This is a genomic window from Nocardioides sp. Iso805N (genome assembly GCF_000364605.1).
Classification (GTDB): Bacteria; Actinomycetota; Actinomycetes; order Propionibacteriales; family Nocardioidaceae; genus Nocardioides.
On the sequence record NZ_KB822580.1, the window covers coordinates 195,937 to 208,603 of the forward strand.

At 71.7% G+C, this 12,667-nt stretch carries 10 protein-coding genes; 5 read left to right on the plus strand and 5 right to left on the minus strand.

Annotation, left to right across the window (positions count from 1 at the left end; translation table 11 throughout):
* The first annotated feature begins 7 nt into the window (after positions 1-7).
* Positions 8-2,269, plus strand: coding sequence for a catalase/peroxidase HPI (gene katG, locus H036_RS0114805; RefSeq protein ID WP_017935579.1), 2,262 nt, complete (start codon positions 8-10; stop codon positions 2,267-2,269).
* 156 nt (positions 2,270-2,425) lie between these two features.
* On the opposite strand, the gene H036_RS0114810 is transcribed toward katG, so the two are convergent.
* The 5 genes from H036_RS0114810 to H036_RS0114830 all read right to left on the minus strand — a co-directional run bounded on the left by H036_RS0114810 (position 2,426) and on the right by H036_RS0114830 (position 7,004).
* Positions 2,426-3,274, minus strand: coding sequence for an adenylate/guanylate cyclase domain-containing protein (locus tag H036_RS0114810; RefSeq protein WP_017935580.1), 849 nt, complete (start codon positions 3,272-3,274; stop codon positions 2,426-2,428).
* Between the two features lie 102 nt (positions 3,275-3,376).
* Positions 3,377-4,093 carry an anti-sigma factor gene (locus H036_RS0114815; RefSeq protein WP_017935581.1) on the minus strand — a complete coding sequence of 239 codons (717 nt, stop codon included), beginning with the start codon at positions 4,091-4,093 and terminating at the stop codon, positions 3,377-3,379.
* Positions 4,090-4,695, minus strand: coding sequence for an ECF RNA polymerase sigma factor SigK (gene sigK / locus H036_RS0114820; RefSeq protein WP_017935582.1), 606 nt, complete (start codon positions 4,693-4,695; stop codon positions 4,090-4,092). The genes H036_RS0114815 and sigK overlap by 4 nt, the downstream gene beginning before the upstream one ends.
* A 27-nt stretch (positions 4,696-4,722) precedes the next feature.
* Complete coding sequence (locus tag H036_RS0114825) at positions 4,723-5,409, minus strand: fasciclin domain-containing protein (protein WP_017935583.1); 687 nt, start codon at positions 5,407-5,409, stop codon at positions 4,723-4,725.
* An 86-nt stretch (positions 5,410-5,495) separates the two neighbouring features.
* Positions 5,496-7,004: a molybdopterin-dependent oxidoreductase gene (locus tag H036_RS0114830; RefSeq protein WP_017935584.1), complete on the minus strand. Its 1,509-nt coding sequence runs from the start codon at positions 7,002-7,004 to the stop codon at positions 5,496-5,498.
* Positions 7,005-7,263: 259 nt separating this feature from the next.
* Here H036_RS0114830 and H036_RS0114835 point away from each other — a divergent pair, with 259 nt between their 5' ends.
* The 4 genes from H036_RS0114835 to H036_RS0114850 are packed head-to-tail and all read left to right on the plus strand — an operon-like array spanning position 7,264 to position 12,661.
* Positions 7,264-9,306, plus strand: coding sequence for an FAD-dependent oxidoreductase (locus H036_RS0114835; protein WP_017935585.1), 2,043 nt, complete (start codon positions 7,264-7,266; stop codon positions 9,304-9,306).
* Positions 9,303-10,562: an SAM-dependent methyltransferase gene (locus tag H036_RS0114840; protein WP_026146074.1), complete on the plus strand. Its 1,260-nt coding sequence runs from the start codon at positions 9,303-9,305 to the stop codon at positions 10,560-10,562. The genes H036_RS0114835 and H036_RS0114840 overlap by 4 nt, the downstream gene beginning before the upstream one ends.
* Entirely contained in the window at positions 10,559-11,839 is a 1,281-nt protein-coding gene (locus H036_RS0114845; RefSeq protein WP_017935587.1) for an SAM-dependent methyltransferase, read from the plus strand. Before H036_RS0114840 ends, H036_RS0114845 begins: the two co-directional genes overlap by 4 nt.
* Positions 11,840-11,860: 21 nt before the next feature.
* Complete coding sequence (locus tag H036_RS0114850) at positions 11,861-12,661, plus strand: DUF1295 domain-containing protein (protein WP_017935588.1); 801 nt, start codon at positions 11,861-11,863, stop codon at positions 12,659-12,661.
* Positions 12,662-12,667 lie beyond the last annotated feature (6 nt).

The following is a 12,667-nucleotide window of genomic DNA, read 5'->3' on the forward strand; positions in this document are numbered from 1 at the left end:
GAAAGGGATGAACATGACCCAGGAAAGCCCACAGGGCATCGACCGCAAGGCTGAGGGCGGCTGCCCCGTCGCGCACGACGGCGTGACCAGCCACGGCAGCGAGAGCGAGAATCCGGCTCTCGACTCGCCCACCCCGAAGACCGGTGGCCGTCCGCACACCAACAAGGACTGGTGGCCCAACCAGCTGGACCTCAGCGTGCTGCACGCGCACTCGACCGCGGGCAACCCACTCGGTGCCGACTTCGACTACGACGAGGAGCTGAAGAAGCTCGACTTCGACGCGCTCAAGTCCGACGTCGCCGCCGTACTGCGCGACTCGCAGGACTGGTGGCCCGCCGACTTCGGCCACTACGGCGGCCTGATGATCCGGCTGAGCTGGCACGCCGCCGGCACCTACCGCATCTACGACGGCCGCGGCGGTGCGGGCGAGGGCCAGCAGCGGTTCGCTCCGCTCAACTCCTGGCCCGACAACGGCAACCTCGACAAGGCCCGCCGCCTGCTGTGGCCGGTGAAGAAGAAGTACGGCCAGAAGATCTCCTGGTCCGACCTGCTCGTCCTGGCCGGCAACGTCGCGCTCGAGGACATGGGCTTCACCACCTTCGGCTTCGCCTTCGGTCGTCCCGACACCTGGGAGCCGGAGGAGATCATCTGGGGTCCCGAGGACACCTGGCTCGGCGACGAGCGCTACAGCGGTGACCGCGAGCTCGCCAGCCCGCTCGGCGCGGTCCAGATGGGTCTGATCTACGTCAACCCCGAGGGGCCCAACGGCAACCCCGACCCGCTCGCCTCGGCTCGCGACATCCGTGAGACCTTCGCCCGGATGGCGATGAACGACGAGGAGACCGTCGCCCTCATCGCCGGTGGCCACACCTTCGGCAAGACCCACGGTGCGGGCGACGCCGCCCTCGTCGGTCCGGAGCCGGAGGGCGCGCCGATCGAGCAGCAGGGCCTCGGCTGGAAGTCGTCGTACGGCACCGGCAAGGGCATCGACGCCATCACCTCCGGGCTCGAGGTCACCTGGACCTACCACCCGACCCGGTGGGACAACGAGTTCTTCCACATCCTGTTCGGCTACGACTGGGAGCTCTTCAAGTCGCCCGCGGGTGCGCACCAGTGGCGCCCGGTCAACAACGGCGGCGCCGGCCTCGTCCCCGAGGCGCAGGGCGACGGCAAGCGCGAGCCGCGGATGTTGACCTCCGACCTGGCCCTGCGGTTCGACCCGGCGTACGAGAAGATCTCGCGCCGCTTCCTGGAGAACCCCGAGGAGTTCGCCGAGGCGTTCGCCAAGGCCTGGTACAAGCTGCTCCACCGCGACATGGGCCCGATCACCCGCTACCGCGGCCCCTGGGTGCCGGAGGCGCAGCTGTGGCAGGACCCGGTGCCTGCCGTCGACCACGAGCTCGTCGACGACGCGGACATCGCCTCGCTCAAGGCGAAGGTCCTGGACTCCGGTCTGACCGTGCAGCAGCTGGTCACGACCGCCTGGGCCTCGGCGGCCAGCTTCCGGTCGACCGACAAGCGCGGCGGCGCCAACGGTGCACGGCTGCGGCTGGAGCCGCAGCGGAGCTGGGCGGTCAACGCCGGCACCGGTGAGGTCATCGAGCGACTCGAGCAGATCCAGGCCGAGTTCAACGAGGCCCAGAGCGGCAAGAAGATCTCGCTGGCCGACCTGATCGTGCTCGCCGGCTCGGCCGGCATCGAGAAGGCCGCCAAGGACGGTGGCCTCGACATCACCGTGCCGTTCCACCCGGGCCGCACCGACGCCAGCGCCGAGCAGACCGACGCCGACTCGTTCAAGGTGCTCGAGCCGCGGGGCGATGGCTTCCGCAACTACATCCGCCCCGGCGAGAAGCTCCCGGTCGAGACGCTGCTACTCGAGCGTGCCTACTTCCTGGATCTGACCGCTCCGGAGCTGACCGTCCTGGTGGGCGGCCTGCGTGCCCTCGGCGCCAACGCCGGTGGCAGCAAGCACGGCGTGCTCACCGACCGCCCGGGCGTGCTGAGCAACGACTTCTTCGTCAACCTGCTCTCGGCCGGCACCGACATCAAGGCCGCGGCGGGCGAGGAGAACGTCTACGAGATCCACGACGCAGTGACCGGCGAGGTGACGTGGACGGCTACCGCCAACGACCTCGTCTTCGGCGCGAACTCGCAGCTGCGGGCGCTCGCCGAGGTCTACGCCGCTGACGACGCGACGCCGAAGCTGGCCGCCGACTTCGTCGCTGCGTGGGTCAAGGTCATGGACAACGACCGGTTCGACCTGAAGTGATCTGAGGATCTCTCTACGCGAGGGCCGGTCTCTGTCTTGGAGGCCGGCCTTCGTGCTGCGCGGCTGCAGCTGCTCCACGAAGCGCGTCCGGGCAGCGCCCTCTGCGCGGGCCACGGGACGCCGCGCCACGAAGCGTCGCCCGGGGGCGCCCCCGGGTCAGGGAGCGGGGGCGACCGACCACAGCCGGTGCTCGCCGGCCAGGCCCTTGAGTGTCGTCGTGGCGAGGAGCTCGGTGGTGAGGCCGGGGACGCCGTCGATGGTGTCGTGCACGGAGTCGCTGACGAGTACGTCGCCGGCGTCGCCGTAGGCAGCGACTCGGGCAGCCATCGCGACGTTGCGACCGAAGTAGTCGCCCTCGTGGGAGAGCACCCGGCCTGTATGCAGGCCGATCCGGATGCGGATGTCGGCGAGCCGCAGCCTGCGCCGAGCGTGCAATCCCTGCTGGATGGCCAGGGCCGCGCGCACACCGGCCAGCGGATCGGGGAAGACGACCATGTAGCCGTCGCCCTGCGACTTCACCACGTGACCGCGCCGGGCCTCCACCTCACGTCGGACGACCTCGTCGTGGGAGCGCAGCACCTTGAGCCAGTCCCGGTCGCCGAGCTGCTCGTTGCGGGCGGTGGAGTCGACGATGTCGGAGAACAGCAGTGTCACGGTGCCGTCGGGGGTGGCGATCCGCTCGATCTCGATCAGGTCCTCGGCGACGAACCGGCCGAGCTCGTCCAGCGAGGCGCTCACCAAGGCGCCGACGCCGCCCTCGCGCAGGCGCTCAGCCGTCCCGACGACGGCACGGGCGGCCGTCTTGGCCACCCGGAAGGCGCGTCCGTCGAAGCGGTCCGCACTGCTGTCCACCGCTACCGACTCGAGCCGCAGCACCGCTGACTCGAGTGACGCGATCCGCTCGCGGCCGGCCACGAGGTCGGCGTGCTGACGTCGGAGGAGTACGCCGGCGGCAGCCAATGCGACGAGGAGGACCAGCGCGACCAGCGCCCAGGCGACCGCCACCTCAGCGCTCGCCCGGGCGCTCGTCGTAGGCCATGGCACTCAGTCTCGGGTCTCCCGGCGAAGCGGTCCAGCATGCTTCGCCGAGAGACCCGTCACCCTCGGTCAGGAGGTGAAGGCCACCAGGGCGACCGGGTCGGAGGTCGGCGCCGGCGATCCGCCGGCCGGCTCGACCGTCATGCCCGCACCCTCGGCGGTGCTGACCGCACCGGTCAGCGGTGCGGAGGTGCTGGTGCCGGCGGCGAGGAATCCGGCCGGGCGCATCACGCCTGCCGGGTCCTGCAGCCAGAGCTGGTAGACCTTGCCCTCGGGCGCGTCCGCGAGGTCGTGGGCGACCACTGCGGCCCGGTTCAGCGAGACGGAGCGGTAGACGGTCATCTCCGACCCGTCCGGACCCTTGGTGGTGAACCTCTGGACGTCGGGGGCCCTCTCCACCTGCGTGACGGCGCTGAGCTGCGGTCCGCTGGAGGGGCGGTCCCAGGGGTGCCACACGATGCCGCCCAGGGCGATCACGGCTGCGGCTGCGGCCACCAGGCCCACCCAGCGGCGGCGTACGGAGCCGGCACGCCGGCCGGTGCTGCGCTGCACGAGCGGCGGCAGCGGACGGACGGTGCGGATGTCGTCCAGCACCCGCTGGCGCATCGCGGCGGGCGGCTGAGTCGCGTGGATCTCGGCGATCGTGGCGGCGGCCTCCCGCAGGCCGTCCACCTCTGCCTGGCAGGTCGGGCAGTCGGCGAGGTGCTGCTCGAAGTCGGCGCGCTCCTCGTCGTCGAGCGCATCGATGGCGTAGGCGCCCGACAGCGCGTGGATGTCAGTGCTCATCGTCCGCTCCCCACTCCCATCGTGTCTCGTAGTCGGATCAGGCCGTCCCTGATCCTGGTCTTGGCGGTGCCGACCGGCAGGTCGAGCGCCCGGGCTATCTCGGTATGGGTGTAGCCCTGGAGGTAGGCCAGCTCGACCGCCTCGCGTTGGACCTCGGTCAACGTCGACAGTGCGGACCTGACCCGGTGGGCCTCCAGCGAGGCTGTGGCCGCCTCCGCGGTCTCGTCGTGGCTGACCGAGCGGTTGCGGTCGTGGTACGCGGCGTCGCGTCTCGTGGCCGACTCCGCCGACCGCACACGGTCGACGGCGCGCCGGTGGACGATGGTGAGGATCCAGGCCATCGGGCTGCCGCGATCAGGGTCGTAGCGCGAGGCCGTGCGCCACACCTCGAGGAGCGACTCCTGCGCCACCTCCTCGGCCTGTGCGGGATTGCGGACGACGCGGACGGCCAGGCCGTACACCTTGGCCGAGACTGCGTCGTACACCTCGGCGAAGGCGCTCTCGTCGCCGCGCGCCGATTGGCGCAGCAGCCCTGCCAGGTCGGGGCCGGACGGCGCTCCCTCGTCGGGGGCGCCGCCAGGCACGGGCCTGAGGTCGCTCATCTGTCCTCGATCCTCGTCGGCCCGGTCTCACATGCCCTGGGGCATGAGCACCGTGTCGATGACGTAGACGGTCGCGTTGGCGGTGGGGATGTTGCCACACAGCACCTTCGCACCATCGACGGTCATTCCGCTCGTGTCGCCGCTGACGGTGACCGTGTCCTTGGCCAGCGTCTGCTGCTTGCCGACCACCTTGGTCGGGTCGAGCTTGCCTGCCACGACGTGGTGGGTGAGGATCTCGGTGAGCATCTTCTTGTTCGCCAGGACCTTGTCGAGGGTGGCCTTCGGCAGCTTGGCGAAGGCGTCGTTGGTCGGGGCGAAGACGGTCAGGCCGTCGGCGCCGTTGAGGGTGTCGACCAGGCCGGCCTTGCCGACGGCGGTGACCAGGGTGCTCAGCAGGGGGTTGTTGCTGGCCGCCGTGGCGACCGGGTCCTTGACCATGCCGTCGAAGGAGCCGGCGCCGCTGGTCGGGATGGAGGAGCAGCCCGGACCGAAGGTCTGCGCGGCCGCATTGCTCATCCCGCCCGCGGTCATCGACCCGCCGGCCATGGCGCTGCTCATCGGCGTCATCGGGCTGGTCATCGGAGTCGTCATCGAGGTGGCGGCGCTGTCGGTCGCGGCGGTGTTGTCGTTGCCGCCGCAGGCGGCCAGCCCGAGGCCGAGCAGTGCGGTCGCGGCAGCGATGGTTCCCGTGCGACGCAGGGTGGTGATCGACATGGTGATGCCTCCAGATGGTCGTGGTCTGCGGGGATGTCTTCGTCTGACAGTGGTTCGGAGCAGGTACGCCGACGGATGGGTGCGACTCACGCCACACTGACCGTGATCGTCTGTACGCCGCTGGCGCCGGACGGGAACGGCTCGGCCCGCGCCGGCGTCTGGGTCTGGCCGGCGCCGTCGATGACGCGGCAGGCGAGGCTGTGCGTACCCGGAGTGGCCCGCCAGGGGGCGTACCACTGCCGCCAGTAGTCGTTTCCCGCCGTCGGCCCCAGGTGGGCGGCGGTCCAAGGGCCGCCGTCCACACTGACCTCGACCCTGGCGACGCCACCGTTGTCCTGGGCCCAGGCCACACCGCCCATGACCTGGCCGCCGGGCTTGAGCGTCGCGAGTGCGCGCGGCATGTCGATCCGGCTGGCGATCTTGATCGGCGCGTCGGTCGCCCAGCCACGATCGGTCCAGTACGCGCTGTGCTCGGCGTAGGTGGTCAGGGTCAGCCGGGTCACCCACTTGGTGGCGCTGATGAACCCGTAGAGCCCCGGGATCACCAGCCGCGCGGGGAAGCCGTGCGCGCGGGGGAGTGGAGCGCCGTTCATCCCGACCGCGACCATCGCGTCTCGGCCATCGGTGGCCAGGGTCACGGGCGTGCTGATCGTCATGCCGTCGACGTCGGTGCTCAGGATCTGATCGGCGGTGCGGCTCACGCCGGCCCGGTCGAGCAGGTCGGTGAGCCGGACGCCGAGCCAACGGGCGCCGCCGACGTACGGGCCGCCCACGCTGTTGGAGACACAGGTCAGGGTGATGTCGCGCTCGATCATCGGCATCGCCAGCAGCTCGCGGTAGGTGATCTCGACCGGCCGTGCCACGTCGCCGTCGATCTGCAGCGACCAGCCGCCGCTGTCGACGACCGGCACGTCGAGGCGGGTGTCGACCCGGTAGAAGCGGTCGGACGGCGTCCGGAACGGGGTGATACCCGGCACGGTGTCGTCGATGCCGGCCGGGAACGGCGGGGCGGGATCGGCGGGCGGCGGCAGCGCGACGTCCTCCTCCCGCGCCTTGCGCCCGATCACCACTCGGCCGGCCTCGCCGAGCGCCGCCGCGGTCGCGGCGAGGATCCCCAGCACCACCACGGTCCGCCGCGACGCCAGCGCGCTGTGGCCTGGGCCGCCACTCGGTCCGGTGGTCGAGGTGCGAGCGGGGCGAGCCCCGAAACCCATCACCAGCACCAACGCCGCCACCGCGACAATGCCCGCCACCAGACTCGGTACGGCGCCGGCAGCCGTGGCCTCCGGACGATGCAGAGCGCACGCGGCCGCGACGCAGGCCAGCGCGGCGAGGGCCGTCGCGCCGTACCCGAGGCGTCGTCTGGCCAGCGGGCCGACAGCGGTGGAGAGGAGCAGCACCACCACCAGCACCGAGCCGACCAGGATGGTCTTGTCGTGGGTGCCGAAATGGGCGATGGCCCACTCCTTGAGTGACGTCGGGGTGCGATCGATCACGGTGGAGCCGACCGCGAGCACCGGCGAGGCAGCAGGGGTGGTGAAGGCGGCGACCAGGTGAGCGGCGCCCAGACCCAGCCCGCCGGTGACCGGCCCCACGGCGAGCAGCAGGACCAGCCCGGGAGTGCCCCGAAGTCGGCGCAGAAGCCGGCGCGGACGTCGGCGCTGCGGACGGCGCCGAGGCGGTTGCGCGGCTGGCGGTCGCGGAGGCGGGTACAGGGACCCTGCCGACTCGGTGCTCATGGGGGGTGTTCGGAGCCGGAAGTCACTTCGGATCGCACCCATCCGGATCCGCCGTGGCTCCGAAGGACAGATGAGAGCCCGAATCGATCGGGTCCCCAGGAGCGCGGAGGAATGGATGCAGCACACGCGGGCGCGCGTCGCCGTCATCGGCTCGGGCGTGGCCGGGCTCGTCGCCGCCTACGAGTGCCGCGATGCGGCTGAGGTCACCCTCTACGAGGCCGCGGACCGTCTGGGCGGCCATGCCGACACCCATGAGGTGCGTGAGGGTGGGCGGACGCTGGCCATCGACACCGGCTTCATCGTGCACAACCTGCGCACCTACCCCGTGCTCACCCGGATGTTCGAGGAGCTCGGCGTGGACACGCAGGCCTCGGAGATGTCGATGTCGATCAGCGACCCGCGTCGCGGCCTTGAGTGGGCCGGGGCACGGGGCCTGCGCGGCGTCTTCCCGACCGCGGCGAGACTCACCGACACGGGCCATCTGCGGATGCTCGCCGAGATCCCGCGCTTCCACCGGCGCGCGCGGGCGCTGCTGGCCGCCGACGACGGCGCGCCGGGTCGCGCCGACCAGACGCTGGCGTCCTTCCTGACCGCGGGCGGCTTCTCGGAGCGGTTCGTCCGCGACTTCATGGAGCCGCTGGTGGCGGCGGTGTGGTCCTGCGACCCCCAGGTGGCGACCGTCTACCCGGCGCGCTACCTCTTCCGCTTCCTGGAGCACCACGGGATGCTCTCGATCACCGGCAGCCCGACCTGGCGGACGGTGACGGGCGGCTCGCGGGAGTATGTTCGCAGGATCGCCGAGCGGATCGATGCGGTCCGGCTCGGCTCGCCCGTCGTCGAGGTGCTGGAGCGCAGCGGCGGCGTCAGCGTGCGCACCGAGGACGGCACGGCGCAGGAGTACGACGCGGTCGTCATCGCCACCCACCCCGGCCAGGCGCTCGCCATGCTGGCTGACCCGACGCCGCTGCAGCAGGAGGTGCTGGGCGCGATGACCTACTCCACCAACACCGCGATCCTGCACACCGACACCACCCTGCTGCCGCAGGCCCGACGGGCATGGTCGTCGTGGAACTTCCGCCGCGTGCGCGACGAGGAGGGACCGGTCGTGGTCACCTACGACCTGACCCGGCTGCAGCGGCTCGATACGGACCGCCACTACCTGGTCACCCTCGGTGGCGAGGACCTGATCGACCCGGACACGGTGATCGATCGGATGTCCTACGAGCACCCGCTCTACACGCCCGAGTCGGTGGCCGCGCAGGGCCGGCTGCCCGAGATCGAGACGCCGCGCATCGCCTTCGCGGGCGCCTATCACGGCTGGGGGTTTCACGAGGACGGGGCGCGCGCGGGGCTGGCCGCGGCCCACCGGCTCGGCTTCGCCGCACCGATGCGGCTGGTGACAGCGCCCGCCGCCGAGCAGGTACCGGAGCAGGCCCCGGCCGAGCCGCTGGTCTACGCCACCACCGTGCGCCACCTGCGACGTACGCCGTGGCGCCGGGAGTTCGTCAACCACTCCACCATGTGGGTGGTCGATCTCGATCGGCTGCCTGCGACCAGCACCCGGCGTGAACGCTGGCGGGCCTTCTGGCGCGGCAGCATCGCCGCCCGCGACCATCTCGGCGACCCGACGTCGACCGTGCGGGAGAACCTCGCCGCCTTCCTGGCCGGCCACGGCGTCGAGCTGGGTCGGGGTCGGGTGCTGCTGGCCGCCCACCCCCGCGCGTTCGGCTTCTGCTTCAACCCGATCAGCGTGTTCTGGTGCGAGCGCGAGGACGGCAGCCCGCTGGCCACCGTCGTCGAGGTGCACAACACCTACGGCGACCGGCACGCGTACCTGCTCGATCCCGAGCGTCCCGCGCCGCTGGCCAAGCAGATGTATGTCTCGCCCTTCCACGGCGTCGACGGTGAGTACGACGTCCGCGCGCCCGCGCCGACCGAGCAGCTCGACATCGCGGTCCGGCTTCGGACGGCCGACGGCGCCGCCTTCAACGCATCGCTCCAGGGTCGACGCGTCGACCCCGGTAGCGCCGCGGCGCGCATCGCCGGTTTCGCCGGAATCCGTGACGCGCTGCTGATCCGGCTCCACGGCATTCGGCTGTGGACCCGCGGTCTCCCGATCCACAACCGACCCGTCCACCACCAGGAAGGCGTGCGATGACCACCACAGAACGGCCCGTGGAATCCTCCCGAACGAGCTGGGCACACCTCGACCGAGTGCCGAGCGGCCCAGCGGTGGCCGTGGCCGCGAAGATCGCCCGGGGAGTGTTCCTGCATGCCGTCGAGCGTCTCGACGTCACCGTCCGGCTCGAGGGTCGCACGGTGGGCCGCGGCGGCCCCGAGATGGTGATCCGCCGTCCCGAGGAGTTCTTCGCCCGGCTGGGCAGGGACAAGCTGGTCGGGTTCGGTGAGGCCTACCTGACCGGCGCGTGGGATGCAGAGAACCTGGCGGGCTTCCTCGGCGTACTGGCCGCCGACGTCGACAACCTCACGCCGCGTTGGCTGCAGGCGGTGCGCAGCATCGCGATGCCGCGGACCCCGACGCGCGACCGCGGCGGACGACGGCACACCCGGCGCAACATCGCGCACCACTACGACCTGTCGAACGACTTCTTCGCGCTCTTCCTCGACCCGACGATGACCTACTCCTCGGCGTGGTTCCGCGCCGATCCGATGGGTCGTCCGGTGGTCGGTGACGACCTCGTCCGCGCGCAGCGCCGCAAGATCATGGCGCTGCTCGACCTCGCGCGGGTGGGCGCCGGCACCCGGGTGCTGGAGATCGGCACCGGGTGGGGACAGCTCGCGATCATGGCCGCTGAGCGTGACGCGACCGTGCACACCGTGACGCTCTCGGTGGAGCAGCGCGACCTCGCCCGGAAGCGGATCGCCGAGGCCGGTCTGTCCGACCGCGTCGAGGTCGAGCTGTGCGACTACCGCGACCTCGAGGGCGAGTACGACGCGATCGTCTCGGTGGAGATGGTGGAGGCCGTCGGCTGGCGGCACTGGGGCGACTACTTCGGCACCCTGGAGCGGCTGCTGGCGCCGTACGGTGCTGTCGCGCTGCAGGCGATCACCATGCCGCACCGGCAGATGCTCGCGACCCGCGACTCCTACACCTGGATCAACAAGTACATCTTCCCCGGGGGCTTCCTGCCCTCGGAGGAGGCGCTGACGGAGAACGCCTGGCGCCAGGGCCTGCGGATGACCCACCGAACCTCGCTCGGCGCGCACTACGCCGAGACGCTGCGTCAGTGGGACGAGCGCTTCCGGAACGCGTCAGCCGAGGTGGAGGCGCTCGGCTTCGACGACGTCTTCGCCCGGATGTGGCACTTCTACCTGGAGTACTCCCGTGCAGGCTTCGCCTCCGGCTACCTCGACGACCTGCAACTGCGCTTCGAGCGGGAGGGCACGTCATGACCAGCACCCTCCTGAGCGGTACGACGGCGGCTGCGCCGCTCGCGCCGCGACTGGCGGCGGTGGTCGAGCCGCTGATCGGCGAGCTGCCGGTGCGGCTGCAGGCATGGGACGGCTCCGTCGCCGGACCGACGAACGCGCCGCTGGTGGTGATCAGCTCCCCGGACGCACTGCGGCGGATGCTGTGGCACCCGGGCGAGCTCGGTGCGGCCCAGGCCTACGTGACGGGCGAGGTCGACCTGCCCGGCGACCTCGACGAGACCCTCTCGACGCTGCTGGCCGCGGGCGTGGCCGTGGGCCGGCCGTCGCTGAAGGCGTCGGCGACGGCACTGGCGCGGCTCGCCGCGCTGGCCCGGGAGCTGCGCCTGGTCGGCGTCCCGCCCGCGGCTCCGGTCACCCAGGCCAAGGTCCGCGGCCGGCTGCACTCCCAAGCCCGCGATCGCGAATCGATCCACCACCACTACGACCTCTCGACCGAGTTCTACGGGCTGTTCCTGGACCCGTCGATGGCCTACTCCTGCGGCTACTTCACCGATCCGGCGACCACGCTGGAGCAGGCCCAGCACGACAAGCTCGCGCTGATCTGCACCAAGCTCGGACTCGAGCCGGGCAGCACGTTGCTCGACGTCGGCTGCGGCTGGGGCTCGCTGGCGATCCATGCGGCACGAAACTTCGGCGCCCGCGTCGTCGGTCTGACCATCGCCGCCGAGCAGCAGCGCTTCGTGCAGCAGCGGGTGCGCGCCGAGGGGCTCGAGGACCTGGTCGAGGTCCGGCTCTGCGACTACCGCGATGCCGTCGGACGCTACGACGCGGTGGCATCGGTCGAGATGGGCGAGCACGTCGGTGAGCGCAACTATCCGACGTACGCTGCCGTCCTCGCCCGCTCCGTCCGCCCCGGTGGCCGTGTCCTGGTGCAGCAGATGTCGCGCCGCGGCAGGCACCCGGGCGGCGGGCCGTTCATCGAGTCGTTCATCGCACCCGACATGCACATGCGGCCGGTGGGGGAGACCGTCGACTACCTGGAGGAGGCCGGGCTCGAGGTGCGGGACGTGCACGCGCTGCGCGAGCACTACGTCCGTACCGTCGCAGGCTGGCTGGAGCGGTTCGAGACCAACGTCGACAAGATCACCGCACTCGTCGGTGTCGAGATGGTGCGGGTGTGGCGGCTCTACCTGGTCGGCGGCGCGGCGGCGTTCCGCGACGGCAGGATGGGTGTGGACCAGATCCTCGCGGTCCGTCCCGGCGGCGCGCACACGCTGCCGCCACGACGGACCTGGTGACCCGATGCGGCTGGTGACCCGATGAGTACGGCGTGGGCGCTCGTGCTGACCACCCTGGTCGCGGCCGGCGCGGTGATGACCGCCGCGGCGGTGTGGTCGCACCGGTTGCGGCGGTACGCCGTGGTCGATGCTGCCTGGGGTGCCGCCTTCGTGGCGGTGGCGGCGGCGACGGGCGTGGTCGCGACGGTGCTCGGTGCCGATGGCGCGGTGCGGCGCTGGCTCCTGGTCGCCCTGGTCGCGCTCTGGGGGTTGCGGCTGACCCGCCACCTCTGGAGCCGGGTTCGGGCCGCCGGCCACGACGACCCACGCTACGAGGAGATGCTCGGCGGCCCGTTCCGGGAGGTGCCGTTCGGCACCGTCGTGCGGCGGGTGTTCCTGCTGCAGGGTGCGGCCGTGGCGCTGATCTCCGCGCCCGTCGTCGTCGGTGTCGCCACCCACACGCGCTGGCCGTGGGCGGTGGTGCTCGGAGTGGTGGTGTGGGTGATCGGCGTGGTGTTCGAGGCGGTTGGAGACGCCCAGCTGGCGGCGTACCGCGCCGATCCGGCGCGGGGACCCGTGCTCGACCGAGGGCTGTGGGCCTGGACCCGCCACCCGAACTACTTCGGCGACGCCTGCGTCTGGTGGGGACTCTGGCTCGCCGGCGCGCTCGCGGCCGGCCCGATCGCCGGCCTCGCCACCCTGCCCGCACCGGTGGTGATGACGCTGTTCCTGACCCTGGTCACCGGCGCGCGGCCGACCGAGCGGCGGATGGAGGGCCGGCCGGGCTGGGACGCCTACACCGCCCGGACGGCGATGTTCTTCCCGCGTCCGCCGCGACGGTAGCCGCCG

What these genes read in the sequence shown, in the direction of transcription:
- katG (WP_017935579.1), top strand. Translation starts at nt 8, where the DNA reads ATGAACATGACCCAGGAAAGCCCACAGGGCATCGACCGCAAGGCTGAG.
- H036_RS0114815 (WP_017935581.1), bottom strand. Translation starts at nt 4,093, where the DNA reads ATGAGCACTGACATCCACGCGCTGTCGGGCGCCTACGCCATCGATGCG.
- sigK (WP_017935582.1), bottom strand. Translation starts at nt 4,695, where the DNA reads ATGAGCGACCTCAGGCCCGTGCCTGGCGGCGCCCCCGACGAGGGAGCG.
- H036_RS0114825 (WP_017935583.1), bottom strand. Translation starts at nt 5,409, where the DNA reads ATGTCGATCACCACCCTGCGTCGCACGGGAACCATCGCTGCCGCGACC.
- H036_RS0114835 (WP_017935585.1), top strand. Translation starts at nt 7,264, where the DNA reads ATGCAGCACACGCGGGCGCGCGTCGCCGTCATCGGCTCGGGCGTGGCC.
- H036_RS0114840 (WP_026146074.1), top strand. Translation starts at nt 9,303, where the DNA reads ATGACCACCACAGAACGGCCCGTGGAATCCTCCCGAACGAGCTGGGCA.
- H036_RS0114845 (WP_017935587.1), top strand. Translation starts at nt 10,559, where the DNA reads ATGACCAGCACCCTCCTGAGCGGTACGACGGCGGCTGCGCCGCTCGCG.
- H036_RS0114850 (WP_017935588.1), top strand. Translation starts at nt 11,861, where the DNA reads ATGAGTACGGCGTGGGCGCTCGTGCTGACCACCCTGGTCGCGGCCGGC.